The sequence below is a fragment of the Janthinobacterium sp. 1_2014MBL_MicDiv genome, from assembly GCF_001865675.1.
Lineage (GTDB): Bacteria > Pseudomonadota > Gammaproteobacteria > Burkholderiales > Burkholderiaceae_D > Janthinobacterium.
This window is the reverse complement of record NZ_CP011319.1, coordinates 4412752-4438380: the sequence shown is the minus strand read 5'-3', so window position 1 is coordinate 4438380 and position 25629 is coordinate 4412752. Positions and strand designations below refer to the sequence as shown.

Genomic DNA, 25629 nt, shown 5'->3' with positions numbered 1-25629 from the left:
TGGATGCCAATCGGGCGATACGATGCGGTTTGCCAAGTTGAAAATAATGCAATGGCAGGTACGTCAGCCGTTCAATTATAAGGGTTTTGCTTTTAGATTGGAAAGACCGTCCGGGCGCGTACTTGTATAGGCAAGCGCGCGCCCGTGTACGGCAGGCATCAATAGATGCTGGCCGGGGCCGCGCCGTCCAGCTGGGGCGCCACCAGCGGCAGGTCCAGCGTGAAGTGCGTGCCGGCAGGGCTGCTGGCCACCTGGATGGTGCCGCCCAGCAGGGCCGTGACGATGTTGTAGCTGATCGACAGCCCCAGACCGCTGCCGCCCTGGCCCAGCTTGGTGGTAAAGAAGGGGTCGAAGATACGCGACAGATACTGTTCGGCGATGCCGCCGCCATTGTCGGCAAAGACGATCCGCACGCGCGCGGCGTCGGTCGTGGCCGACAGGCGCATGCAGCCCGTGCTGGCGCTGCCGTCGTTGGCCGCCTGGTCGAAGGCGTGCAGCAGGGCATTGTTGATCAAATTGGTGATTACCTGTCCGAACGGGCCCGGATAGCTGTCCATGGCGATGCCGAAATCGATGTCTGTCTCGATGCGGTGGCCCGAGCTGCGGATGCGGTTCATGACGGTGGCGATGATTTCCGTGCTGACCTGCTGCAAGTCGAACTGGCGCCGCTGCTCGGTGGTGCGGTCGACGGCCACCTGCTTGAAACTGTTGACCAGGTCGGCCGCGCTGTGCAGGCCGCGCATCACCAGTTCGGCCGCCTTGCCCGCATCGTCGATGTAGGCGGCCAGGTCCGAGCGGCGCAGGCCGGCGCCGTTCATCAGGCGCGCCACGTCGTCCGTCTTTTGCTGCATGGTGCTGGCAATCAATAAGCTGTTGCCGATCGGCGTGTTCAGCTCATGCGCCACGCCCGCCATCAGCGAACCGAGGGCGGCCAGCTTTTCCTGCGACACCAGTTGCGCCTGAGCATCTTGCAGCTGGCGGTAGGCGCTGGCATTGTCGAGCGCGATGGCGCCGTACGCGCACAGGGTGCGGAAAATCAGCCGCTCGCGCTCGCCGTACGCATTCGCATGGCAAGCCTGCACCGTCATCACGCCGAGCACGCGTTCGCCCACCATCAGCGGCACATACAGCACGCTCTGGTTATGCAGGGTGCCAGGCACGGTGTAGGCATGGCGCCGCGGCGGAACTTGCGCGATATACACCTCGCGCCGTCCAAGCAGGCAGCGCACGGAATAGGCGCGTGGATTACTCAGGGGGATGGCATTGTCGGGCAGCGGGCGGCCCGCCTCGATGCCGTGCGCGCGGCGCAGGGCCGTGCCCGCCGCGTCGAGCATGTAGACGGCAAAGGTGTTAACGGGCAGCAAGGCATGCACATGGCGGTCCAGCACCTGGAACACGGCGCTGGCGTCGAGGTGGGTGGTGATTTCCTGGCCGATGGCCGACAGCCGCTCCAGGGTATCGCTGGTCTGCTGCAGCACTTCGGCGCGGCGCGCCTCGGACGCGGCCAGTTCGCGGTGATGATAGCCTTCCGAGCGCGCATGTTCCGTCTGGTGGTAGACCTGCATGGCGGTGGCGCGGTTGCTCGCCTGCTGGGTGTGGCTTTTTTCGCGCGCCACGCCCGCGTCGAGCGCGATATCGTAGGCGCGCGCATAGTCGCCCGCATGCGCGTATTCGCGCGCCAGCGCATCGAGCAGCTCGCCGGGCGGCACATAGCCGTCGATCGAGGCGGCGACCTGCAATGCCTGGTGTAGATAGTGCAGGGCGGGATTGCGCTCCTGCATGCCGGGCGGTGGCGGCAGGTCGTGGCGCGCATGCAGCATGGCCAGCACGCGCAATGCCGCCACCTGGTGCATGGCGTCGCCCTGTACCGTGGCCAGCTGGCGCGCCCGCTCTGCCGCCTGGTGCGCCTCGTCGGGACGGTCCAGGTAGGACAGTGCATGCGCGCTGCCGCGCTGCGCCATGCTGCGGAAATCGGCCTGGCCCAGCGCCTCGGCACGCTGCGCCAGGCGGCTGAAGGCGTCGAGCGCGGTGTCGTAGTCGCCCTTGTCCAGGCTCAGTTCGCCAAGGTGGAAGAGGGCGTTGGCGTAGGTGCGTGCGCCGGACACGGGCGCCAGGATGAGCAGCGCTTCGCGCAGCAAGTCCTCGGCGGCCGCCAGGCGTCCCAGCTTGCGCATGGTTTCCGCCGCATGCGTCTGGCAAGCGCCGATGCTGCGCGGCCAGCCTGTCGGGCGCGCCAGGTCGAGCGCGCATTGCATCCATTCCAGCGCCGATTCATGGTCGTTCAGGCTGGCGAAGCAGTCGCCGATATTGATGGCGGCCGTGATGGCGCCGCGCAACTGGCCGCTTTCCAGTGCCGCCTCGTAGCTTTGCATATAGTGACCGGCGGCCGTGCCCAGGTCGCGCGAGGTGTGCGCCAGCAAGCCACGGAAGTCGTGTATCCAGGTGGCCAGCGGCGCGTCGAGCTTGCCACTGGCGCCGTCGGCCAGGAAGTGGCCGCCCCAGCGTGCCAGCGCGGCAGGCGCATCGCGCAGCACGGCCCAGCGCGCCGTGGCCGCGTCGGCCAGCCTGGCGCGCATGGCGTCGCCGGCGCTGCGCGCCTGTTCGCCCGCCGCCAGCAACTCGGCGTCGCAGCGCGCATGGTCACCGCGGTCGACGGCGATCGACGAGAGCAGCCAGTGCACATCGGCGCAGCCGGCGCCGTCGCCGTGCGCGCACAGGATGGCGTGCGCCGCCATGGCCAGGCTTTCGGCCGCATCGAGCGAACCTTGCAACCATGCAACTTCCGCACGCACCAGCTGCAGGCGTGCCTGCGCGATGGCCAGGGCGTGCGCCGGCAGCTGTGCCAGCGGTAACAAAATGCTCGCTTCGGCCGCATACTGTTGTGCTTGTGCACAGTTGCGCTGGCGCAGATGCCATGCCAGCAGCATCAGCAAGGGCAGGCGCTCCACTGCGCGTAATGGCTGCAGTGAGTCTTCCCACTGTGCAATGTCATGTTCGAGGGCGAACATTTCCATCCGAAATCTCCCGCAAGGCGATGGTGTTGGCCAGCGGCCAGTGACACCTTATTGGATCGCATTGTAAGCTGCATTCGGATGCAGTTGTTTGGCGGACGGAACAGTTTTTTCTGCGAAATTCCCGGTCGTAAAGCAAGCGGGGCGCGCGCCAATCCCTGCCGGCTGGCGTGCGCCCCGTTGACGGGCCAGGGATGGCGGCCTTGCCGCTTGCCTAGCGCGCGGCGAAATGCACGGTGCTGGCGGTCTCGCCGGCCTTGGCGACCGCCCCCGGAATTTGGCTCAGTCCGGTAATGGCGATGACGTCGGCATCGCTGCGAAATTCCAGGCGGGTGCCGCTGGCCGTTTCAAAGACGCCCGGCGCGCGGCCGAACAGTTCCACTTCCGGCTGGCCCTTGAGCTGCGTGAAATAGCGGTTCACTTGCTGGCGCAGCAACAGGGTGTCGCCCGTGTCGAGGTGGTAGCGATTGCCGTACTGGCTGAATTCCTGGGGCGCCAGCTTGTAGGCCTTGCCGGAGATCTGGACTTTGTCCTGTTCGCCGATTTCCAGCGCGCTGGCGCTGAGGCTGGACAGGCCGAGGACGAGGGCGGCGCTGCCGAGGGCGAGGGTGCGCGAGAACGATGCTTTCATGATTTCACCTTGTGATCGAGATGCTAGTTGGAGTTAGACCAGTGTTGTCTCCAGCAGGTTCGCTGGCGGGGACAATGCCAAGGTAGCAAGCGCTGGGGCGACGTGCCAGCGCAAAGCGATGAAATGCCGGAATCCGGCGCTGAAGCGCGAAATCGGGCGATGGACGGTTTTGGTAGGAATGCCGGAAAGTTGGCTATACAACAGAATTTAATTCTGTCTTTGTGGAAATGATAGTTTTTTTATCGGTTTGACGCCCGCTGCGATAGCGGGCGCCATGGCAGATCAGTACAGCGTTTGCGCCGATTCGTGCAGCAGCTGGCCATACAGGGTATGGCGCATCTTGGCGATTTTTCCTTCAGCCATGGCTTGCAGGATCGCACACTGCGGCTCGATCAGGTGGCGGCAGTTATAAAACTTGCAGCCGCCCAGGTAGGGCTGGAATTCGCGGAAGGCCCGCTCCAGCATGCCTTCGGACAGGTGGTACAGGCCGAATTCCTGGAAGCCTGGCGAATCGATGATGGAACTGTTCGCGCCCAGCTCGTCGAGCTTGTACAGGCGCGTAAACGTCGTCGTGTGCTTGCCCGTGTCGAGCGCGGCCGAGATTTCGCGCACGGCGATGTCGGCGTCCGGCACCAGCAGGTTGATCAGCGACGACTTGCCCATGCCCGACTGGCCGATGAGGATGGACGACTGGCCCGCCAGCAGCGGTGCCAGGGTGGCCACCGCGTGCTCGGGTTCGGCGCGTGCCGAGACTTCATGCACGGGATAGCCGAGCGAAGAATACGGCAGCAGGCGTTCGCGGGTCTTGTCCAGCGAGGCCGTCACGTCCGTCTTGTTGAGGATGATGCGCGCCTCGATGCCGGCCGCGTCGGCCGCCACCAGCGAGCGCGAGATCAGGTCGTCGGCAAAGCCCGGTTCCGTCGCCACGACGATGAACAGCTGCGTCAGGTTGGCGGCCAGCAATTTCGATTTGTACTGGTCCGAGCGGTACAGCAGGGTCTTGCGTTCCTCGATGCGGTCGATGACGGCCTGGTCGTTGGAGGTGCGCGTCACGTGCACGATATCGCCCACGGCCACATTGGTTTTCTTGCCGCGCGTCACGCATTGCAGCTTGGCGCCATCCACGTCGGCCAGGTAGTGGCGGCCGTGGGCGGCGATGATGACGCCGGTCAGCTTGGTTTCCAGCTTTGCGTCGCTCATGGTGTGGTCGCGCCGCTGTAGTAAATGAGGTCAGCCTTGGCGGCGCAGATGAAGTCGTTTTCCGACAGGCCGCCGGCGCCCTGGTTGACCGAATGCGTGTCGTAGCGCACGGCGCAGGTTTTGTAAGTAATGATGAGCTCCGGATGGTGATCTTGTGTATGGGTCATATAGGCCAGGGCGTTGACGAACGCCAGGGTCTGGTAGTAATTCTTGAAGCCGAAGTCGCGGCACAGCTTGCCGTTTTGCACGCGCCACTGCGGCAGCAGGGCGCCCAGCGTGGCGATGTCGGTGTCGCCCAGCGCCTGCTGGCGCGGCGCGCACGATAGCTGGGCCAGGTCTTGCGTAGTCGATGGCGTATTCATGCGGCAGCCCCTTTCAGGTGGCGGATGCGCACGCTGGCCGGCGGATGCGAGTCGTAGAAGGCCGAGTGCAGCGGGTCGGGCGTCAGGGTCGACGCATTGTCTTCGTACATTTTCACGAGCGCCGACACCAGGTCGTCCGCCTGCGTGTGCGTGGCGGCAAAGGCATCGGCCTCGAATTCGTGCTTGCGCGAGCTGAGCGAGGTCAGCGGTCCCAGCAGGAAGGTGAAGACGGGCAGGGCCAGCATGAACAGCAGCAGGGCCAGCGCATCCGTCGGCTGGCCAGTGAGCGCCAGCGCGACAGGATCGACGCCCAGGCCCGCATAAAACCACGGCTGCGTCTTCAGGTAGCCAAGCAGGGCCAGGAAGCCCAGCGAAATGACGAACATCATGGCGATGCGCTTGACGATGTGCTTGAGCTTGAAGTGGCCCAGTTCATGCGCCAGCACCGCTTCGATTTCCTGCGGCGCCAGGCGCGACAGCAGCGTATCGAAGAAGACGATGCGCTTGTTGGCGCCGAAACCCGAGAAATACGCGTTGCCGTGGGCGCTGCGTTTCGAGCCGTCCATGACGAACAGGCCTTTCGAGGCGAAGCCCACGCGCTGCATCAAGCCTTCGATGCGGCTTTTCAGCGCGTCGTCGGCCAGCGGCGTGAATTTGTTGAACAGCGGGGCGATGACGGTCGGAAACAGCACCATCATCAGCAGCTGGAAGCCGCTCCAGACGAACCAGGCGTACAGCCACCACAGGTCGCCCGACTTGGCCATCAGCGTCAGCACGACCCAGATCAGGGGCAGGCCGATGGCAGCGCCCAGGCCCACGCCCTTGAACATATCGGTAAAGAACAGCTTGCGCGGCATGGTGTTGAAGCCGAAACGTTGTTCCAGCACAAACTGGCGGTAATAATCGAAGGGCAGGTCGATCAGGCCGGAAATGGCGGCAAAGGCGACGATCAGGCCGATCTGGTACAGCATGGGCGAGCCCGGTCCCGTCAATGCATGCAGATACAGCGCCAGCCACTGCAGGCCACCGAGCAGGGTAAAGCCGATCAGCACGGCATAGTTGACCAGCAGGGTCAGCAGGCCGAACTTGGTCTTCGCCACCGTGTAGTCGGCCGCCTTCTGGTGCGCGGCCAGCGGGATCTTTTCCGCGAATTCCGGCGGCACAAAGGCGCGGTGCGCGAGCACGTGGCGGATCTGCCGCGAGGCGAGCCAGAAGCGCACGGCGAGCGTCAAAACGAGGACGGATACAAACAAAATCGAAAACGCGAGTGAATACATTCTGTGCCTGTGAGAAAATGGCTGATTATTTAGTTTGATTAGGCCAAGAGAGAATTATGTCACAAGCGACCGACTTAACCGCATCCGCCCCCGCCCCCGTCGTCCCGGCACGTCCAAATGAGATGAACCTGGTCTGGGTCGACATGGAAATGACGGGCCTGGAGCCCGATACCGACCGCATCATCGAGGTGGCGGTGGTAGTGACGGACATGCATTTGAACCTGCTGGCCGAAGGCCCCGTGTTCGTGATCCATCAATCGGATGAAACCCTGAACAAGATGGATGCCTGGAACAAGGGCACGCACGGCCGCTCGGGGCTGATCGACAAGGTCAAGGCGTCGACCGTGACGGAAGCGCAGGCGGAAGCGGAATTGATCGCCTTCCTGAAGAAATACGTGCCAGCTGGCAAGTCGCCCATGTGCGGCAACACCATCGGCCAGGACCGCCGCTTCATGGTGCGCGGCATGCCGAAGCTGGAAGCGTTCTTCCACTATCGCAATGTTGATGTATCGACACTGAAGGAGCTGTGCAAGCGCTGGAAGCCGGAAATCGCCACCGGTTTCAAGAAGCACCAGAAGCACACGGCCCTGGCCGACATCCTGGAATCGATCGAAGAACTGAAGTACTACCGCGAGCACTTCATCAAGCTGTAATGGTGTTGTCGGCTTGCGCGCTATGCGCTAAGCCGACCTGCGAGCCATGGATGCCATTCTTCGCCGCTGGCGGAGGTCGGCTTAGCGTCCCGGCGCGTAAGCCGACACATCGGCCGGGGCGAAGACAAGGGTGGACCAAGTGCCATCCTCGCCTTGCCACTGCAGCGCAAACGGTCCCGTTTGCCGCAAGTCCGTGACCCAGACGGTTGCTCCGGGGGCGCGAAAATATGCCGCGCACTGCCCGAACGCTTGCCCCAGTCCGCACAGCACCAATCCCTCGCCCGCCACGACGCACCATTGCTCATTGACATCGATCAGGGCCACGGCCGGGTCGCCATAGAATTCGCCCACGCCGGCCTGCCGGCCATCGGCCGCCGTCACCCTGGCATGTTCGTAGTCGTGCGTGACGACGTGATGCGCGCTGCGCGCCAATTCCTTGCTTGTCATGCGGTCTCCACGGTGGGCCAGACGGTTTCCTGGTCGGCGCGCGCCTCGGCGATCAGCCATTCGCAGAAGGCATGCACGAGCGGCCGCGTTTCCGCCTGGGGCGAACGCAGCAGGTAATAGCAGTGGGGCCCGCGCACGGCGTGCTCGAACACGCGCACCAGGCGGCCCGAACGCAGGTCGTCGCCGATCAGGGGGCTGGCGGCGATGGCCACGCCCTGGCCGCTGGCGGCCGCATCCAGGCACAGATAGGTGTGCGAGAAGCGCGCGCCGCTGTTGCCGCTATTGCCGCTGTAATGCACGCCGCAGCTGTGCAGCCAGCGCGTCCAGTCGATTTCGCCGGGCAGGTGCACTTCCGGTTCGTCGTGCAGCAGCGGATAGCGCAGCAGGTCGGCGGGCTGGCGCAGGCTGGCGGCGTTGGCGCGGAAGCCGGGGCTGCAGACGGCGGAAAACCACTCTTCCATCAATAAATCCACTTTCAGCCCGGGATAGCGGCCCGGTCCCAGGCGGATGGCGACGTCGACGCCATCGCGCGCCAGGTCGACCGGGTGCATGGACGCCAGCACGCGCAGCTCGATCTGCGGGTAGCGGTCGCGCAGGCGGCCCAGGCGCGGCATCAGCCAGCGCGAGACGAGCGAGCTGGTGGCCGTCACCGTCACCACCTTGTCGTCGCCCTGGCGCCGCGCCTGCTCGGAGATGTCCGCCAGCTGGTTCAGGATCGGTCCCAGCGACGCCGCATAGCGCTGGCCTGCATTGGTGAGCACGACGCCGCGCGGCAGGCGCTGGAACAGCACGATGCCCAGCCACGCTTCCAGCTGCTTGACGTGGTGGCCGATGGCGCCGGCCGAGACGTGCAATTCCTCGCCCGCGCGCTGGAATCCTTCATGGCGGGCGGCCGCCTCGAAGGCGTGCAGGGCGGCGAGCGGTGGCAAGGGACGTGACATGGCAGTCTTCTGGAAAATTGAGCCTCAGTATTTTTCGGCCTATCCGTGAAGAATATTGGTTTGTTTCATTTTGCGCAAGCGAATATGATGCCGTCACTGCGTGAAGTGACCCGCAATAGGATTCACGCATGAATCATCTCCCGGCCTTGCTTGGCATTTATAGTTACAACGCCTGGGAAAACCGTCGCGAGCGGCAGTGATTTGTGGCTGAGAAGCGCAACCGTACGTCAGTACGGGGCGCCGAGCTGGTGAGCATCGCCGGCCGCAAAGCGCGACGCGCGGCAGGTTTGCCCAGGTGTTACTGAAAGAGGTTTAGTCATGTCTGATCGCCGCGCAGTTGCGCTGGTGTTGCTGTCGGCCGCCGGTTTCGGCAGTTCCGCAGTGTTTGCCAAGGCGGCGTATGCGTCCGGGGTCAACCCGTCGACCATGCTGGCCTTGCGTTTCGTCATCGCCGCCATGCTGTTGCTGCCGCTGGTGTGGCTGGGCGGCTGGCGTTTGCCGCGTGGCCGCCTGCTGGCCGGCTACATGCTGATGGGCTTGATGTACACGGCCCAGTCGCAGGGCTATTTCAATGCCCTCATGTACGCCAGCAGCGGCCTGTGCGGCATGTTGCTGTATGTGTATCCCGTGCTGGTCACCATCCTGGCGCTGGCCCTGGGCTGGGAAAAGCTGGACCGGCGCATGCTGGTGCTGATGGCGCTGGCCATTGCCGGCATGGCCATTACCCTTGGCGGCAAGCTGCAGGGCCAGCCGATCGGCATCGCGCTGGCGCTGATGGCCGCCGGCGTCTACGCCGTGTATATCCTGTTTGGCAACAGCCTGTCGAAAAGCCGCGAGAATATTCACCCATTGGCGGCGTGCGTGGTGATCCTGGGCACGGCCGGCCTGTCGAACAGCGCCATCGCCCTGTGGCAGGGCGTGTCCCTGCCGGCCACGGCGACGGGCTGGCTGGCCGTCAGCGCCATCGCCCTGTTCTCGACGGCCATCGCGATCGCCGCCTTCTTCGCCGGCGTGGCGCAGATCGGCGCGGCCAAGGCCTCGATCATTTCCACCTTCGAGCCCGTCATCACGATGGCGTTTGGCGTGACCCTGCTGAAGGAATCGGTCAGCGGCACGCAATTGCTCGGTGGCGCCATGGTCCTGGCGGCCGTGGTATTGCTGGCGCAGCGCCCCACGGCGAAACCGGCCTCCATGCCGGCAGTACAGGCCAGCGCCTGAGTTCAACGCTGACATTTTCTAAACACTGATCATTAGTCCCGATCAGTCTCCTTTGGCGCTGCGACGGGTTTCCCGTTGCGGCGCTTTTTTTTCGTCCGCTTCTTTTTCTTTCCTGGCGCACGCACGCAAATAACTCTTGATTGCGAATGATTCTCATTTATAATTGATTTCAAGATTCCCCACCACCAGCCAGCCGATGCCAGCCAGTGTTCGCCTTGAAAGGAGACACCGTGACGAGCATGCCCCCTATTTGCAGTACCGATCTGATCACCAGCGAATTTGCCCGCCTGCGCCGCGAGAGCAAGGCCCGCCACCGCGACATCGCCGAGCAACTGGCCATTTCCGAGGGCGAACTGATCGCCGCCCATGCCGGCCTGTCGCTGGCCGATGGCGCCTTGCTGGGCGCCGAGCGCCTGCAGGCGGACTGGCCCGCCATCATTGCCGCCCTGGAACCGCTGGGCGAAGTCATGGCCCTGACGCGCAACGCGTCGTGCGTGCATGAAAAGACGGGCGTCTATCGACATGCCAGCCACAACAACCATGTGGGCCTGGTGCTGGGCGGCGAGATCGACCTGCGCGTGTTCTACCGCCAGTGGGCGCATGGTTTTGCCGTGCGCGAGCTGGGCGAGACCGAGGTGCAGCGCAGCCTGCAGTTCTTTGATGCTGCCGGCAATGCCGTGCACAAGATTTTCATGAAGCCGCACAGCGACCTGGCCGCCTACGATGCGCTGGTGGCGCGCTTTGCCGATGCCGGACAGGAGGCGGGCATCGCCGTGGCTCCGCTGGCGCCGCCGCCGGCCGAATTGCCCGATGCGCAGATCGACGTGGCGGGCTTTCGCGCCGCCTGGGCCGATTTGCGCGACACGCATGAATTTTTCACCCTGCTGAAAAAATATGCGGTCTCGCGCCTGCAGGGGCTGCGCCTGGCCGAGCCGCGCTTCGTGCAGCAGCTCGACAAATCCTGCGTGCTCGACCTGCTCAACGACGCCGCCCGCGAAAAGGTCGCCATCATGGCCTTCGTCGGCAATGCCGGCATGATCCAGATCCATTCGGGTCCCGTGCACAAGATCGCCGTGATGGGGCCGTGGATCAATGTCCTCGATGCGCGCTTCAACCTGCATCTGCGTGAAGACCATATCGCCAGTGCCTGGGTGGTGAAAAAGCCCACCGTCGACGGCCTGGTGACGTCCGTCGAACTGTTCGACGCCAAGGGCGACACCATCGTCATGTTCTTCGGCGAGCGCAAGCCGGGCGTGCATGAATTGTGCGAGTGGCGCAATGTCGTCGAGCGCGTGCTGCAGGAGGGCGAATTATGCGCCGCATGATCGCCGCCAGCGTGGCGCGCCGCATCGCGCTGAAAAAAATTGGGGCGGGTGCGCTGACGCTGGCTGCGCCGATGCAGGTGCTGGCCGCCGTCGCCGACGCCGGCAAGCCGAATCCGAAGCCGCGGCGCATCGTCAGCGTCGGCGGCGCCCTGACGGAAATCGTCTATGCGCTCGATGCGCAGGCCGAGCTGGTGGGCGTCGATACGACCTCGCTGTACCCGGCCTCGGCGCAAAAGCTGCCGCAGGTCGGTTATGCGCGCACCCTGTCGAGCGAAGGCGTGCTGTCGCTGGCGCCGACGCAGCTGATCGCCACCGAGGAGGCGGGGCCGCAGACGGTGCTGCGCCAGGTGCGCGACGCCGGCGTGCCGGTGGCGGTGCTGAACGCGAATAACAGGTTCGAAGGCTTGCTCGAGCGCGTGAAGCAGGTGGGCCAGATCACCGGTCGCATCGAACCCGCCGCGCGCCTGGCGCACAGCCTGCGGCAGCAGTGGGATGGCGCCGTGGCCAGAGTGCAGCAGCGCCAGCATGCGCCCGTGCGCGTGCTGTTCATCCTCGCCCACGCGCCGAACCAGGTGATGGTGGGCGGGCGCGAGACGGGCGCCGACGCCATGCTGGCGTATGCGGGCGCCGTCAATGTGATGGGCGGGCACGGTGGTTTCGCTGGCTACAAGCCGCTCACGCCGGAAGCCGTGATCGCCGCGCGGCCCGACATCGTGCTCGTCACCGACCAGGGACTGAAGGCCTCGGGCGGCGTGGACGGCATCCTCACGTTGCCGGGCCTGGCGCAGACGCCGGCCGGGCGCAGGCACCGCATCGTGTCGCTGGAAGCCATGCTGCTGCTGGGCTTTGGCCCGCGCATGCCGCAGGCGCTGGCCGAACTCGACGCCGCCTTTGCGCAAGCCATGGCCGCATGACCGTGCGCGCAATGCCGCCGGCACTGTCCTGGCGCGTGTTCTGGCGTTTCCAGCGCTGGGGCGCCCCCGGGCTGCTGGCCGTGGCGCTGGCCATCGGCCTGATCGTCGCCGTGCAGGCCGGCGCCGTGCCGGTGGTGCTGGCCGACTGGCTGGCGCCTTTTCAGGCTGGCGACGAGGGGCTGTCCGGCGGCGCCTACGTGCTGTGGCATATCCGTTTGCCGCGCGCCCTGTTCGCCATGCTGATCGGCGCCGCGCTGGCGCTGGCCGGCGGCCTGACGCAGGGACTGTTCCGCAATCCGCTGGCCGATCCGGGCCTGCTGGGCATCAGCAGCGGCGCCGCCTGCGCAGGCGCGGCCACCATCGTTTTCGCGGCCAGCCTGCACGTGGCGCCCGAGCTGCGCGTGTGGCTGCTGCCGGCCGCCGCATTCGCGGGCGCCATGCTCATATGCGTGCTGCTCGACCGCGTCGCCCGCTGGGCCACGCCCGGTTCCATCGTCGGCCTGCTGCTGACGGGCGTGGCGCTGAACGCCATCACGGTGGCCGTCATGGGCCTGTGCATCTACATGGCCAGCGACGACCAGTTGCGCACCCTGACCTTCTGGACCCTCGGCTCGCTGTCGGCCGGCAGCTGGCGCCAGGTGGCGGCCCTGCTGCTGGTGCTGGCCGGCGCGCTGTGGGCCACGCGCTTCCTCATGCGCGCACTCAACGCGCTGGCGCTGGGCGAAGCGGCGGCCCTGCACGTGGGCATCGACGTCGGCCGGCTGCGCACGCAGGTGATCGTGCTGGTGGCCGTGCTGACGGGGTTTGCCGTCGCCTGGTGCGGCGGCATCGGTTTCATCGGCCTGATCGCGCCGCACCTGGTACGCACCTGGCTGGGCGCCGACCAGCGCCGCGTGCTGCCGCTGTCGATGCTGGCGGGCGGCTTGCTGCTGCTGTTGGCCGATACCCTGGCGCGCAGCGTCGCCATCCCGGCGGAAGTCCCCGTCGGCATCTTCACGGCCCTGCTGGGCGGGCCCTTCTTCCTGTTGCTGTTGCGGCGTTTTCGCCACGGCACCGCCTGAAAGGACGCGCATGACGCCGTTACTGGAATTGACGTTCGCCACCACGAAACTGGGCCAGCAGTACTTCGGCCCCTTCAATGTGCAGGTCCACGCCGGCGAGCGGGTCGCCATCCTCGGCCCCAGCGGCGCGGGCAAGTCGACCCTGCTCAAACTGATGGCGCGCGAATTGCGGCCGCAGGCGGGGCAGGTGGCGTTTGCCGGCCGTGCGCTGGCGCAGTGGCCGCTGGCCGAACTGGCTTTGCGCCGCGCCGTGCTGCCGCAAGGCTCGCACGTGGCCTTCGGCTTGTTGTCGGACCTGGTGATCGGCCTGGGACGGGTGGCGCGCCTGGCCGACCCGCAGCTGGAGCGCATCGTGCGGGACGCTGCCGCCCTGGCGCACGCCTCGCATCTGCTGGGCCGGAGCATGGACACCATGTCCGGCGGCGAGCAGGCCAGGGTGCAGCTGGCGCGCATCTTCGCGCAGATGTGGGACGTGGAAAACGGGCTGATACTGGTCGACGAGCCGCTGGCGGCCCTCGATCCCGGCCTGCAGTTCGACCTGCTGGAAAGCCTGCAGCAGTTTTGCGCGGCGCGCGGCCACGCCGTCATCGCCATCCTGCACGATATCAATCACGCCTTGCTGGGCTTTGAGCGGCTGCTGCTGGTGCGTTCGGGCCAGCTGACCGCCGATATCGCCAGCGATGCGGCGGCGGTTCCCGCGCTGGCGGCGCTGTACGGCATCGCGCTGACGACGGCCACCAACAGCGAAGGCGACGTCTGCGTGATACCGGCGAGGCGCGCCAGCGCCGTGCGCCGCCTGCGCGCCTGACAGTGCGTGTCTATTCGGCCGCCGCGCGCGGCCGCGCCATCCTGCCGCTGCCCAGCAGCCAGACCATCAGCGCGTCCGCTTCTTCGCGCGTGGCCGCCACTTCCTGCACGATGCCGAAGGCTTTCATGGCGCCGGCCGCCATCGCCTGCAGGCGCGCGCGCTCCTGCGCATCGGCTTCGACCGAGACCAGGCCCCGGCAAATGGCGGCCAGCGCCATCTTGTTATGCTTGAGCCACAGGCCGCGCCGCTTGCGGTCGACGTGCGCTTCGTCGCTGCGCTCGGCTTCGAACAGCATGACGAACGGCACGCCATGGCGCAGCAGGGCGTCCATGTCGTTTTCCCACAGCGGCGCATAGCCGGTGACGGCCGTTTCGGGACGAAAGCGCACGATGGGAAAATCGCTGACGTCGTGGATGGCAAAGAGGGCGGTGTCGGGTTTCATGGTGTGTTTCCTTGTGCGCTAGTGAGTGGGAATGCCTGCCAGCCGCCGCCCAGCGCCTTGTAGACCTGGACCAGCGACAGCGATGCGGTGGCGCGGCTGTCGACCAGCGCCGCCTCGTTGTTGATCAGGGTGTTTTGCACGTGCAGCACGTTGATCAGGTCCGTGCCGCCCTGGCGGTATTGCAGTTCCGCGCTGGACAAGGCGCGCCGGCCCTGGCGCACCGCCTCGTCGAGACTGGCCTGGCGGCGAGCATTGGCCTGGTAGCCGGACAGCGCGTCTTCCACCTCGTGCCAGGCGGCCAGCACCGTCTGGCGGTAGGCGATGGCCGCTTCCTGCTGCTGCGCCTCGCGCAATTGCAGGTTGCCGCGCAGGCGGCCGCCATCGAACAGGGGCACGCTGAAGCCGGGGCCGATGGCAAAGCGTTTGGCGTCCCAGCCGATGTCGCCCAGCTGCATGGCTTGCAGGCCGACGCTGCCCGACAGCGTGATGCGCGGATAAAAGTCGCCGTGCGCCACGCCGGTGGTGGCGGTGGCCGCATGCAGCTGCGCTTCGGCGCGACGGATGTCGGGGCGGCGCTCGGCCAGGCCGCTCGGCACGCCCAGCTGTACCTGCGCTGCCATGGCGGGAATGTCACCGCTGGCGGCCAGTTCGGCCTGCAAGGCTTGCGGCGGCAGCGCCAGCAGCAGGCTGAGGGCATTGGCCAGGCGCGCTTCGCGCTGCTGCAGCGGCGGCAGGCGCGCCTCGATGGTGGCCACATGGGCGGCCGCTTCGGCCACGTCGAGTTCCGTCGTCACGCCTTCGCGCAGGCGGATGCGCGTCAATTCCAGCGTGTGGCGCGCGATGGCCAGCAGTTTTTCCGTGATGGCCAGCGTTTGCTGCGCGCCGCGCAGTTCGATGTAGTCGCGCGCCGTTTCGGCCAGCACGGCCAGCAGCACGCCGCGCCCGGCCTCCACGGCCACGTCGACGCGGGCGTCGGCCGCTTCCACTTCGCGCCGCACGCGGCCCCACAGGTCCAGTTCCCAGGCCGCGTCGAGGTTGCTTTGCCATAGGTTGTAGGCGGACTGCCCATTGTGGCGCGACGGGTCGCTCAAGCCTTGCGCGCTGTTGCGCGCGCGGCCGTAGCTGCCATTCGCGCCCAGCGCCGGGCCTTGCGCGGCGCCGGCCACGCCGCGCGCGGCGCGGCTTTGCTCCAGCCGGCTGGCTGCCGCCAGCACGTCGAGGTTGCTGCTGGCGGCGCGCTGCACCAGCGACGACAGGGTCGCGTCGCCGAACGCATCCCACCAGCGCCGTTCGACGTCGGCGTCCTGCTGCGCGGCGAAGCGGGCATCGTCCGCCTGGCGCCATTGCTGGCCCAGCGGCGCTTGCGGGCGCTGGAAGTCGCTGCCCACCGTGCCGCAGCCGGCCAGGCCGAGGGCTGCCATGAATACCAGTGTCTTCATCGCGCGCTCACCTGGCTGACCTGTTGCGGATTTTGATAGCGGATGGCCGTATCGATGCGCACTTCGGCCGACATGCCCACGCGCAGGCGGCTGTCGCCGTCCTGGCCGGGATCGAGCGCGATCCTGACGGGGATGCGCTGCACCACCTTGGTGAAATTGCCGGTGGCGTTTTCCGGCGCGATGGCGGCAAACGTGACGCCGGTGGCCGGTGCGATGCTGTGCACGGTGCCGCGCAGGGGGGCGCCCGGATAGGCGTCGACCGTGATGCTGGCGCTCTGGCCGCGGCGCACGTGGGTCAGCTGGGTTTCCTGCAGATTGGCGACGACGAAGGTGCGGTTCAACGGCACCACGGCCATCAGGCTGGCGCCCGGGTTGACGAGGGCGCCCACGCGCACGGCGCGGCGTCCGATGACACCGTCGATGGGGGCCAGCAGCTGCGTGTGCGACAGGTCGAGCCCGGCCCGCTGCAGGCCGGCGCGGGCGCGCAGCAGGGCCGCTTCGGCGGCGCCTTGCTGCGCCTGCAGAATCTCCGTCTGCTTGCGCGCGGAGACGAGGGCGGCGCGGTTTTGCGCCACGCGGGCCTGGCTCACGTCGAAGCGCGATTGCGCCTGCTGCGCGTTCTGCACGCTGCCCGCGCCCTGGCCTGCCAGGTGCTGCGAGCGTTCCAGTTCCTGTTTCGCCAGCTTTTGCTCGGCCAGGTTGGCCTCGACGAGGGTGGTGGCCTGTTCGATCACCGATTGCTGGCGCTGCAGGGTGCCGCGGGCATTGCCCAGCTGCGCTTCGGCGCCGGCCACGTCGGCGCGGGCCGAGGCGACGGCCGCCTGGTAGTCGCGGTCGTCGATGCGCACCAGCAGCTGGCCCGCCTTGACAGCCTGGTTGTCTTCCACCAGCACCTGTTGCACGATGCCGCCCACCTTGGGGGAGAGGACGGTGTAGTCGGCGCTGACAAAGGCGTCGTCGGTCATCTGTTCTTCGCTGCGGACAAACAGCAGCTGCCAGGCGCCATAGGCAAGGGCGCAGGCCAGCAAGGCCAGGCCGAGGAGGAATGCGCGCGAGCGCAGGATGGGGATATTCATGGTGATGCTCTTTCGTGGAGTAAAGCGGGGGTGAAGATTCAGGCGGCGCGCGGCGGATGGACGCGCGTCGGCATGATGGGAATGATCACGATCATGGCCAGCGCGATGGCGGCCACCGTGAGGTACAGGTCGGACGAGGTCAGGGTGACCACCTGCGCATGCATGCGCGCACCCAGGCCGGCCATGTCGACGCCCTCGGGCAGGTTGCCCAGGCGTTCGCTCAGCACCGTCGAGTGAAAGTGGTTGCGGCGCGTGATCAGCGCGTCGAGCACGGCGCCGGCGACGACGGCCGACATGCCCTTGATGGTGTTGAACCAGGCCGAGGCGAACGGCCCGTCCTGCGGCGCCAGGCCCGTGGTGGCCAGCAGCAGCAAGGGAATCACGGCCATGGGCTGGGCGAAGATCTGCATCGCCTGCAGCAGGTAAAAGTGCGTGCGTATCCAGTCCGGCGACATGCGCGCGCCGAGCACGCACGCCAGCGCCAGCAGGCCCAGGCCGATGGCCAGCACCCAGCGGCAGTCGACGGCGCGGATATTGCACAGGGCGGCCACCAGCGGCAGGGCGATCAGTTGCGGCAGCGCCACCATCAGCATCACGGGCGCCGTCTGCAAGGGGCGGTAGCCATGGACCTGCGCCAGGTAGGACGAGGGAATCAGGATCACGGCCAGCAGCACGAACAGCACGCCGCCCAGGGTCAGCAGGGCGTGGCTGAGGTTGCGCCGCGACAGCAGTTGCAGCTTGAAGAAGGGCAGCGGATGCGACCATTCGTTGATGAAGAACAGGACCAGCAGGGCGACGCCGCCGCCCAGCAGCACGCAGATCAGCGGCGAATGGAACCAGTCCAGGCGTTCGCCCTGCAGCAGGCCGACCACCAGCATGCTGATGGCGGGCAGGCCAAGCAGCAGGCCGCGCCAGTCGAACTGGCGCAGGCGCTCCAGGCGCAGCGGGTCTTGCGGCAAGCCCCAGGACACCATCAGCAGGGCGGCGATGCTGCCCGGGACGATTTGCCAGAACGCCCATTGCCAGCCCAGGTATTCGGTCCAGAAGGCGGCCAGCGGCGTGCCCAGGCTGGGGCCGAAGGTGGCGCTCAGGGCGTAGCCGCCCAGGCCATACAGCTTGATGTTGGGCGGCAGGAAGCGCAGCGCCACCGTCATCAGCATGGGCGGCAGCGCGCCGCCGGCCGCGCCCTGCACCACGCGCAGCACGATCAGCACGGACAGGTTGGGTGCGAACGGGCATAGCACGCCGGCGGCCATGCAGGTGACGATGGCGGCCAGGGTGATGCGCCGCAGCGAGAAGGTGACGGAGCACCATGGCGCGAAGGCCATGGCGGAGACCGAGGCGGCCGCATACAGGGCGACGAGCCAGCTGGCATCGTCGCGCGCAATGCCCATCGCGCCGCGGATGTCGGCCAGCGCGATCTTGGTGATGTTTTCATTCAGGCCGGAGACCAGCACGGCCAGCAGCACGCCGGCCAGGCCGGTCGCCAGGCGCAGGCCAAAGACGGCCGGTGCGGGCGGCGCCGCTGGCGCGGCAGGGGAGGGAGGGGGCGGCGCGGCCGCAGGGACGGCGCCGGATAGCGGTACAGCAGACACAGGGAACTCCGTGGACGAGAATCAGTCCACGCAGTATAGGCAGCGCTTAATGTTGTGAAAATTGATCATTGAGGAATGCTCGATTGCGTCTGACGCAACTATTCGGCCAGCCTCATTCCTCGCCGCAGACGTCCTTCAGCATGCGCCGCAGCCATTTGTGCGCGTGGTCGTTGTCCAGGCGCGGGTGCCAGGCTTGCACGATTTCCACGCTGTCGACGGGCAGCGGCAGTTCGAACGGGCGCAGTTTCAGGCCCAGGCGTTCGACGATGGGCAGCATGTGGCGCGGCATCAGCGGCAGGATCAGGTCGGAATCTGCGACGGCGAAGATGGCCGAGTGAAAATTGGCGGTGATCAGCGAGACGCGGCGCGCGTGCCCCCGCTCGGCCAGCGTCGTGTCGAAGGGGCCGCGCGCCAGGCCCCGGCGCGAGACGCTGATATGGTCGTAGGCCGTGAAGCGGGCCAGGTCGACGGGGCCGTCAAACACGGGATGGCCGGCGCGCGCGATGCCGACGAACGAGGTGGTAAACAGGTGCTGCAGCTTGATGTCGGGCGCGAAATTGCGCATGGAGCTGATGTACAGGTCGATGCGGCCCGCCTGCAGGGCGTCGCCATCCGTCTCGCCATCGCCTTCGGGCACGAAGCGCAGCACCGTGTTGGGCGCATGGCGGGCTAGCAGGTCGCGCAGCTTGCCGCCATAGGCGCCGACAAACACGTCGTTGGCGCGCAGGCTGAAGGTGCGCTCCAGCGTGCGCAGGTCGATTTCGCGGCCCGAGGTGAAGACGGCGTGCGCCTGTTCCACCACGCCGCGCACCTGTTCGCGCAACTCCAGCGCGCGCGGGGTGGGCGTCAGGCCGCGGCCGGAGCGCACGAGGACGGGGTCGCCGATGGCGTCGCGGATGCGCGCCAGGGTGCGGCTCATGGCCGGCGCGCTCAAGTTCATGCGCCGCGCGGCGGCCACGGCGCTGCCTTCCTCGAGCAGGATGTCGAGGGCGACGAGCAGATTCAGGTCAGGGAGTTTCATGCGGCGATTATAGCGCCAGCATCGGTGACGGCGGGCCGGCACGGCAGGCATGCGCCGGCAGGGCGCCGGCGCATCACGATTGCATCAGGGCGCGATTATTCCGCAGCGCCGTCGGCGCCGCAGCATTTCTTGAACTTCTTGCCGCTGCCGCAAGGGCATTCGTCGTTGCGGCCCACTTTCGGCTCGTCACGTTTCAGGGTTTGCACGGGAGCCTTGCGGCGCGGCACCCAGAAACGGTGGATGGCTGGCAGGTTCGCTTCCAGTTCCTGCGCCAGCTTGTGCGCCTTGACCGGGTCTTCCACCAGTTTCAGTTCTTCTTCCTTGATTTCGTCGGCGCCCAGCAGGTAGATCGGCTGCATCAGCTCGGCCACTTCGGAATCCCAGATCTCGTTCCACGAGCCAGGACGCAGTTCCATGCCGTCCCAGAAGCCCCAGCACCAGGCTTCGGCATCGATCAGGGTCTGGCCTTCGTAGTCGTGCTCGACGAACAGGGCCTCGAATTCCTTCGGTGCCACTTCAAACGTCACCAGCACTTCGTTCATGAAGCGCATGATCAGGTTGACGATGCGCTCTTCTTCCTTGCTGTTCTTGAATTTCGGTGCATCTTCGGCATCTTCGCCCCACACGCGCGGCAACCACTCGGCCGGCATGATCGGTTCCGGGCCGATGGCCACGGCCGTCAGATAGCCGTGCAGCATATCCATGGTCATGGCGTCTTCGGAGCACCGGTCCGACAACAGGAATTGGTCTAATTCGTCAAATTCTTTTTCTGATAATGGCTGTTCGAGTTGCATGGCTTGCTCTTTGATTGAATGTAAGCTGCCAGTATACGCCTTGCGGCGCTTCATCACCGAAGTGTTTGCACCCGCGGCCCGCGCGCGCCTTACAATGTCGCTTATGCACAATGAAAACCAGCCGCACGAGGACGCCCGGCCCGTCCATCCTTTCTCCGCACTGAGCCCCGACTGCGTGCTCGATGCCCTCGATAGCGTGGGCCTGCGCGGCGATGGCCGCCTGCTGGCGCTCAATAGCTATGAAAACCGCGTCTACCAGGTGGGCATCGAGGACAGCGCGCCGCTGGTGGCGAAGTTTTACCGCCCCGAGCGCTGGAGCGACGCCGCCATCCTGGAAGAACACGCGTTCGTGTCCGAACTGGTCGAGCGCGAAATTCCCGTCGTGCCCGCGCTGGCCATCGACGGCCGCACCCTGCACCAGTTCCAGGGCTTCCGCTTTGCCGTCTTCCCCCGCCATGGCGGACGGGCGCCCGAACTCGACGACCCGCTCACGCTGGAATGGATAGGGCGTTTCATCGGCCGCATCCACGCCGTCGGCGGCCTGTCCGCGTACAAGGAGCGTCCGGCGCTCGATCCGGCCACCTTCGGCGTCGAGCCGCGCGACTTCCTGCTGGCGAACGACTTTATTCCGCCCGAGCTGCTGGCCGCGTATGCCAGCGTGGCGCAGCAGGCGCTCGACGGCGTCAGGCGCTGCTACGACCGCGCCGGCGACGTCGCCGTGCTGCGCCTGCATGGCGATTGCCATGGCGGCAACGTGCTGTGGACGGACGCCGGCCCGCATTTCGTCGACTTCGACGACAGCCGCATGGGACCGGCCATCCAGGACCTGTGGATGATGCTGTCGGGCGAGCGGGGCGACATGGTGCGCCAGATGAGCGACATCCTGGCCGGCTATGAGGACTTCTGCGATTTCGATCCGCGCCAGCTGTACCTGGTCGAAGCGCTGCGCACGCTGCGCCTGATCCACTATTCGGCCTGGCTGGCGCGCCGCTGGGACGATCCGGCCTTCCCCGTCGCCTTCCCGTGGTTTAACACGCAGCGCTACTGGCAGGACCGCATCCTGGAATTGCGTGAACAGGTGGCGTTGATGGATGAAGCGCCGCTCTGGCCAATTTAAGCGCGCGCTACACGCCCATGGCGGCGTTGCATTGCCTGGGCGTACCCTTCGTGCTGCCTTCGGCAATGCGCCTTGCCCTGAGCATGTTCTCGGACGCCTACGTCCGCATCAAATCCTGAAAAGAGCGGTAAAACCGCCTCTTCTTGCCGCGCTGATTTGTGCATGCCTGCTCGATAATGGTGCTAATAAATTCCCATAAGCAACGGAATTCACCCGAATAAGCGAGAAATCATGCAAGCACAGCAAAATCAGCGCCAGGCCGCCTCCCTCACCGTCGCCTACTCGGCCGATGACGAGTTCGACCAGGACAGCATCGTCTCGCTGCATGATTTCAAGGACCTGGAGAGCAAGGCCGAGGCGCCTGCCCCCGCCGCCATGTCCGCGCCGCCGGCCGAGCAAGAGCCGGATGGCGAGGTCAAGGCGCCGGCCGCCGGCCGCCAGCAAATGGAATTGAAGGCCATCCACGAAGCGATCGCCCGCGTGGAAGCGGAAGCGAAAGCCACCTGCGCCGCCGAAAGCCGTGCCCTGGCCGAGGCGCGCGTGCGCTCGCTGGCCGAGGACCGCGCCGCCATCGACGCCGCCGCCGCCGCCGCCGCGCAGCAGAACGCGCAAGCGGCCGAAGAGGCGATCGCCGCCAACCGCGAGCGCCTCGACACCATGCGCGCCGCCGCGCAAGCAAGCGTGGCGCGCCTGGAAGCGGTCAAGCAGGAAACGGCCGAACTGCGCGCCCGCGTGGAATCGGACAATGAAATCCGCCTGGCCGCGGAACAGCGCGCCCGCGCCGAGCAGGAAAGCCGCTTGCGCGCCAGCGAACAGGTGGCCGTGCAGTCGGAGCTGGCCGAGCAGGCCGCCCGCGCCGCCGAGGAATTGCAGGTGCAGACGGAGCAGGCGCGCCTGCAGGCCGTCGAGCGCGTCGCCGCCGTGCAGGCGGCCAAGGAGGAAATGGTGGGCATCGCCTCGGCCGATGCGCGCGTGGCCGTGCTGGCCCGCGAGCGCGAGCGCCATGCCCACGGTGCGCGCCAGACGGCGCAGATGCTGGCCGAAGCGGAAAGCGAGGCGCTGGAATTGACGGTGCAGCGCGAGCGCGCCGACCAGATCGCGCTGGAATCGGCCTTCAACCGCGCCGCCGCCGAAGTGCGCGCGCTGGAAGAGGCGCGCGCGCTGGCGCACCTGGAGCAGGAACGCGAAGCCATCGCCCTGGCGCAGGCGGAATCGGAGCGCCATGCGGCGCAGTCCCTGCGCTTGCGCCTGCAAACGGAAAAAGAATTGCGCGACGCGGCCATCCACCGCGAACGCCTGGAAATGGTGGCAGTGGCCAGCGCGCAGGCGCGCCGCGATGCGGACGTGCGCATCCTGGCCGCCACCGAAGCGCGCATCGAAGTGGATCGCCAGTTGCGCGCCGTGGCGCTGGCCCGCGTCGCCGCCGAACAGGATGCGGAAATCGCCGGCCACGCCAAGCTGGAAGCGGAAACGGCGGCCCTCGAAGAAACCAAGGCCCGCGAAGCGGCCGAGCAGGCCGCGGCCGTGGCGGCGGCCCGTGAACTGGAAGAACAGCAGCGCGCCGCCGGCCTCGCGCACGAACGCGCCGAACTGGCGCGCCAGGCGGCGCAGCTGGCCGCCAGCCGGAATGACGCGGAACAGGCGGAAGTGGCGGCCGGCGCGGCGCAACTGGCCATGCAGGCGGAAACGCTGCAGCTGGCGCAGCAGAAGGCAGAACAGGCGGCCAGCCTGCTGCAGGCAGAGCAGGAGCGCCTGGCCGCGGAACAAGCGGCCATCGCCGCCCTGAAAGACAAGCTGGAAGCGGAAGCGCAGGCGTTCGCCGCGGCGCAGGAACGCAGCGCCGCCGAACAGGCGCAGGCAGAGCTGCTGCGCGGCCAGCAGGCCGCCGAACAGGCCCTGCAGCAGGCGTCGGAAAAGGAAGCGAACGCCATCCGCATCCTGATGGACCAGGCGCTGGTCGAAGGCGAACAGAAGGCGGCCGCCGCGCAAGCCGTGCAGGCGCAGGCGCGCCTGGCCGTGGAACTGGGCCAGGTGCATAGCGAGCGCGCCCGCGTGGAAGAAGAAAAAGCCCGGACAGCCGAGGCGCTGCTGGCGTCCGAGCGCGATTTCGTCGCCGCCGAACGCGAATCGCTGGCGCTGATCGCGCAAAAACTGGTGCAGCAGCGCCAGACGACGGCAGCCGAGGAGCGGGCGTCGCAAGCCATCGCCGGCCGCCTGGAAGCGGAAAAGCAGGCGACGCAGGCGGCCGAGGCGCGCGCCGCGCTGGAACAGGAAGCGCTGGACGCCATGCGCCAGCGCGAACGGCTGGAACTGGCCGCGCAGCAGGCCGCCGATGAGAAACTCGACGCGCAGCAAGCCTTGCTGGCCAGCGCGCAAGCCCACGCCGCATTGCAGCGCAAGGCGGCCGACACGACGCGCGCCATGGCTGCCGCCAGGCAGCAACTGCTGGAGCTGGAAACGGCCAATGCGCAGCAGCAGGAACGCGAACTGGCCGCCCTGCGCGCCAGCCTGGAACAGCAGCAGTGCGCCTTTTCCAGCTCCCTGGCCGCGGCCCGCGCCAAGGCTGAACAGGTGAGCTCGGCCAGCCTGGCGCGCGAAGTGATCGAGCGCCTGACGCAGCCGAACGAGGCTGGCGCCGTCTGGCGTTCGCGCTAACTGGCTGTGGGGGCCGTCCCGCCGGGACTGGCCCCAGGCATCAGAACTTCCGGCCCACCCCCACCAGTATCACGTCCGCGTCGCGGTGGTAGTCCGTGACGACGCGGTTCCACGCCACTTGCGCCACCCAGCGGCGATCGAAGTGGTAGCGCGCTGCGGCTGACAGCAATCCCGTCAGGCGCGTGCCGTGACCCTGCGTGTCGCGGCCATCCCAGGCCAGGTAGGGGCCGCCGCCCATGCCGAATTCCACCTTTTCATTGAGCGAGCGGATCAGCCACAGCTGGGCGGCCACGCCGCGCCGGTGTGCCAGGTCGGTGCTGCCTTCATCGAGGGCGGTGACCGTCCAGTCCACGTATTTTCCCGCCGCGCGCCGGTATTCCAGCGTGAACGGGCGCGCAGTTTCGGAGCGGAAGCTGTTGACGATGGTATGGCCCGTCGACACGGTCAGGGTGTCGTCGTGCGCCCAGTTCTGCAGATGCAGCTTGGCGCCAGGCACGCCGTCATAGCGGTAGCCGGCGCCGATCAGCAGGTGCGTGGTGGCGTCCTTGCCGCTGGGCAGGATGCGGTTCACCTGGGCTTGCGCATACCAGCGGTTGTCGAATTGCCAGCGCGCCTGCAGGCTGAAGATGGTGCCCCAGCCGTGGTCATTGTCGAAATTATGCGGTGCGTCGTCCGTCTTGGCCGTGTCGAAGAAGAAGTAGCGGCCCACGCCGGCGCCCAGGGTCAGGCCCCGGTCCACCTTTTTCGTGCGCAGCCAGGCCTGGCCCGCCATGCCGTCGCGGTGGTGGTCTTCTGGATGGCCCTCATTGATGTACGACAGGCTGACGGCATTGTAATCGCCGACCGGCTGCGTGTAGCTGACGGCGGCGACAAAGGTGCGCTCGCTGGTGCTGTTGACTTTCAGCGAGCCGGCCATGCCGGAAATGTCCTGTGCCTGGGCGCACAGGGGGAGCGAGGCGGCCAGCAGGGCCAGGATGCGGAATCGGCTGCGCATGAGGTTTCCGAGGAGAGAGATAGACACGCTAACGGTGGGCTGGCTGGGCGTGCTGCGCTGACGCAAGCATCTTGTGTTTTTATTACACCAATGAACAGTTCCAGTCAGAACTAATTGTAATAGTGTATAAGAAAGTGAGAATGTGTGAGGCGCGCAAGAATTCTTGTCAGGAATTCAATGAGGGGAAAGACGGGACGGGAAGGGGGCGGCGGAATGGCGCCGGCGCGTGCATGGCCGGCCGGCGCTTGTTGCGGAAACGCTGTTGTTACTGGCTCAGGACGACCTTGTCGGCATAGTATTCGGTCTCGCCGAAGCACTGCGTCGGCACGCCCTTGTGCTGGCTGTAGGTGACGAGGATGCGCTTGCCGGCCGCGGCCGACAGCTGTTTGGCCACTTCCTCATCGCGCACGCTGAACTGGAATTTTTCCGGGATGGTGCCCGGCAGCGCCGTCAGCAGCAGTTCGCCCTCCCATGTCTTGCAAATCCAGCCCCGCTTGGAGAACTTTTGCAGGTAGCCCGCCCGTTCGCCTTCCGAGTACGAGAAACTGAGGGCCATCCACGTGTAGGCTGCCAGCAGCAGGAAGCCGGCCACGAGGAAGATGACGAAGGCGAAGGTGACTTTTTTGGTCGTAGGGGTCATGGTAGGGT

Annotated in this window: 23 protein-coding genes; 8 read left to right on the top strand and 15 right to left on the bottom strand. The window is 66.6% G+C overall.

The features are described 5' to 3' along the window. Positions 1-158: 158 nt before the first annotated feature. The 5 genes from YQ44_RS19245 to YQ44_RS19225 form a co-directional block, all read right to left on the bottom strand. Positions 159-3014, bottom strand: coding sequence for an ATP-binding protein (locus tag YQ44_RS19245; RefSeq protein WP_071324753.1), 2856 nt, complete (start codon positions 3012-3014; stop codon positions 159-161). Positions 3015-3225: 211 nt separating this feature from the next. Beyond that, entirely contained in the window at positions 3226-3642 is a 417-nt protein-coding gene (locus YQ44_RS19240) for a hypothetical protein (protein WP_071324752.1), read from the bottom strand. Positions 3643-3924: 282 nt separating this feature from the next. Continuing rightward, positions 3925-4842 carry a ribosome small subunit-dependent GTPase A gene (gene rsgA / locus YQ44_RS19235; protein WP_071324751.1) on the bottom strand — a complete coding sequence of 306 codons (918 nt, stop codon included), beginning with the start codon at positions 4840-4842 and terminating at the stop codon, positions 3925-3927. Further along, a complete protein-coding gene (locus YQ44_RS19230) occupies positions 4839-5204 on the bottom strand; it encodes a 4a-hydroxytetrahydrobiopterin dehydratase (RefSeq protein ID WP_071324750.1) in 366 nt (121 codons plus the stop codon). Before YQ44_RS19230 ends, rsgA begins: the two co-directional genes overlap by 4 nt. Then, positions 5201-6481 carry a M48 family metallopeptidase gene (locus YQ44_RS19225; protein ID WP_071324749.1) on the bottom strand — a complete coding sequence of 427 codons (1281 nt, stop codon included), beginning with the start codon at positions 6479-6481 and terminating at the stop codon, positions 5201-5203. Before YQ44_RS19225 ends, YQ44_RS19230 begins: the two co-directional genes overlap by 4 nt. A 56-nt stretch (positions 6482-6537) precedes the next feature. Between YQ44_RS19225 and orn the strand changes: the two genes are divergently transcribed. Then, the gene (gene orn / locus YQ44_RS19220) at positions 6538-7134 is read left to right on the top strand and encodes an oligoribonuclease (RefSeq protein WP_198043763.1); all 597 of its coding nucleotides are present in this window, start codon (positions 6538-6540) and stop codon (positions 7132-7134) included. Between the two features lie 81 nt (positions 7135-7215). Here orn and YQ44_RS19215 read toward each other — a convergent pair whose 3' ends face one another. Together YQ44_RS19215 and gcvA are read right to left on the bottom strand one after the other, a co-directional pair. Beyond that, the gene (locus YQ44_RS19215) at positions 7216-7581 is read right to left on the bottom strand and encodes a hypothetical protein (RefSeq protein WP_071324748.1); all 366 of its coding nucleotides are present in this window, start codon (positions 7579-7581) and stop codon (positions 7216-7218) included. Then, positions 7578-8522, bottom strand: a complete 945-nt coding sequence (gene gcvA / locus YQ44_RS19210) for a transcriptional regulator GcvA (RefSeq protein ID WP_071324747.1) — start codon at positions 8520-8522, stop codon at positions 7578-7580. The genes YQ44_RS19215 and gcvA overlap by 4 nt, the downstream gene beginning before the upstream one ends. 318 nt (positions 8523-8840) lie before the next feature. Between gcvA and YQ44_RS19205 the strand changes: the two genes are divergently transcribed. The 5 genes from YQ44_RS19205 (at position 8841) to YQ44_RS19185 (ending at position 13848) form a co-directional block, all read left to right on the top strand. Beyond that, entirely contained in the window at positions 8841-9740 is a 900-nt protein-coding gene (locus tag YQ44_RS19205) for a DMT family transporter (RefSeq protein ID WP_071324746.1), read from the top strand. A 239-nt stretch (positions 9741-9979) separates the two neighbouring features. After that, positions 9980-11065, top strand: a complete 1086-nt coding sequence (locus tag YQ44_RS19200; RefSeq protein WP_071324745.1) for a hemin-degrading factor — start codon at positions 9980-9982, stop codon at positions 11063-11065. Beyond that, a complete protein-coding gene (locus tag YQ44_RS19195) occupies positions 11053-11979 on the top strand; it encodes a heme/hemin ABC transporter substrate-binding protein (protein WP_071324744.1) in 927 nt (308 codons plus the stop codon). The genes YQ44_RS19200 and YQ44_RS19195 overlap by 13 nt, the downstream gene beginning before the upstream one ends. Continuing rightward, positions 11976-13040 (top strand): FecCD family ABC transporter permease, encoded by a 1065-nt coding sequence (locus tag YQ44_RS19190; protein WP_071324743.1) that lies wholly within the window; start codon positions 11976-11978, stop codon positions 13038-13040. The genes YQ44_RS19195 and YQ44_RS19190 overlap by 4 nt, the downstream gene beginning before the upstream one ends. A 10-nt stretch (positions 13041-13050) precedes the next feature. Continuing rightward, a complete protein-coding gene (locus tag YQ44_RS19185; protein ID WP_071324742.1) occupies positions 13051-13848 on the top strand; it encodes an ATP-binding cassette domain-containing protein in 798 nt (265 codons plus the stop codon). A gap of 10 nt (positions 13849-13858) precedes the next feature. Here YQ44_RS19185 and YQ44_RS19180 read toward each other — a convergent pair whose 3' ends face one another. From YQ44_RS19180 to YQ44_RS19155, 6 genes are all read right to left on the bottom strand, one after another. Next, on the bottom strand, positions 13859-14290 hold the full coding sequence (locus YQ44_RS19180; RefSeq protein WP_071324741.1) for a hypothetical protein: 432 nt from the start codon (positions 14288-14290) through the stop codon (positions 13859-13861). Then, on the bottom strand, positions 14287-15729 hold the full coding sequence (locus tag YQ44_RS19175) for an efflux transporter outer membrane subunit (RefSeq protein WP_071324740.1): 1443 nt from the start codon (positions 15727-15729) through the stop codon (positions 14287-14289). Before YQ44_RS19175 ends, YQ44_RS19180 begins: the two co-directional genes overlap by 4 nt. Continuing rightward, a complete protein-coding gene (locus tag YQ44_RS19170; protein WP_071324739.1) occupies positions 15726-16805 on the bottom strand; it encodes an HlyD family secretion protein in 1080 nt (359 codons plus the stop codon). The genes YQ44_RS19175 and YQ44_RS19170 overlap by 4 nt, the downstream gene beginning before the upstream one ends. A 38-nt stretch (positions 16806-16843) precedes the next feature. Further along, entirely contained in the window at positions 16844-18400 is a 1557-nt protein-coding gene (locus tag YQ44_RS19165) for an MFS transporter (protein ID WP_071324738.1), read from the bottom strand. Positions 18401-18512: 112 nt separating this feature from the next. Next, positions 18513-19421, bottom strand: a complete 909-nt coding sequence (locus YQ44_RS19160) for a LysR family transcriptional regulator (protein ID WP_071324737.1) — start codon at positions 19419-19421, stop codon at positions 18513-18515. A gap of 95 nt (positions 19422-19516) precedes the next feature. Next, on the bottom strand, positions 19517-20215 hold the full coding sequence (locus tag YQ44_RS19155; RefSeq protein ID WP_071326624.1) for a UPF0149 family protein: 699 nt from the start codon (positions 20213-20215) through the stop codon (positions 19517-19519). 103 nt (positions 20216-20318) lie between these two features. On the opposite strand from YQ44_RS19155, the gene YQ44_RS19150 reads away from it, so the two are divergent. Both YQ44_RS19150 and YQ44_RS19145 read left to right on the top strand, forming a co-directional pair. Then, complete coding sequence (locus YQ44_RS19150; RefSeq protein ID WP_071324736.1) at positions 20319-21332, top strand: serine/threonine protein kinase; 1014 nt, start codon at positions 20319-20321, stop codon at positions 21330-21332. 231 nt (positions 21333-21563) lie between these two features. Beyond that, positions 21564-23987: a hypothetical protein gene (locus YQ44_RS19145; RefSeq protein WP_071324735.1), complete on the top strand. Its 2424-nt coding sequence runs from the start codon at positions 21564-21566 to the stop codon at positions 23985-23987. A gap of 40 nt (positions 23988-24027) precedes the next feature. Here YQ44_RS19145 and YQ44_RS19140 read toward each other — a convergent pair whose 3' ends face one another. Both YQ44_RS19140 and YQ44_RS19135 read right to left on the bottom strand, forming a co-directional pair. Beyond that, entirely contained in the window at positions 24028-24981 is a 954-nt protein-coding gene (locus YQ44_RS19140) for a hypothetical protein (protein ID WP_083411953.1), read from the bottom strand. Positions 24982-25246: 265 nt separating this feature from the next. Further along, positions 25247-25621, bottom strand: coding sequence for a hypothetical protein (locus YQ44_RS19135; protein WP_071324734.1), 375 nt, complete (start codon positions 25619-25621; stop codon positions 25247-25249). Positions 25622-25629 lie beyond the last annotated feature (8 nt).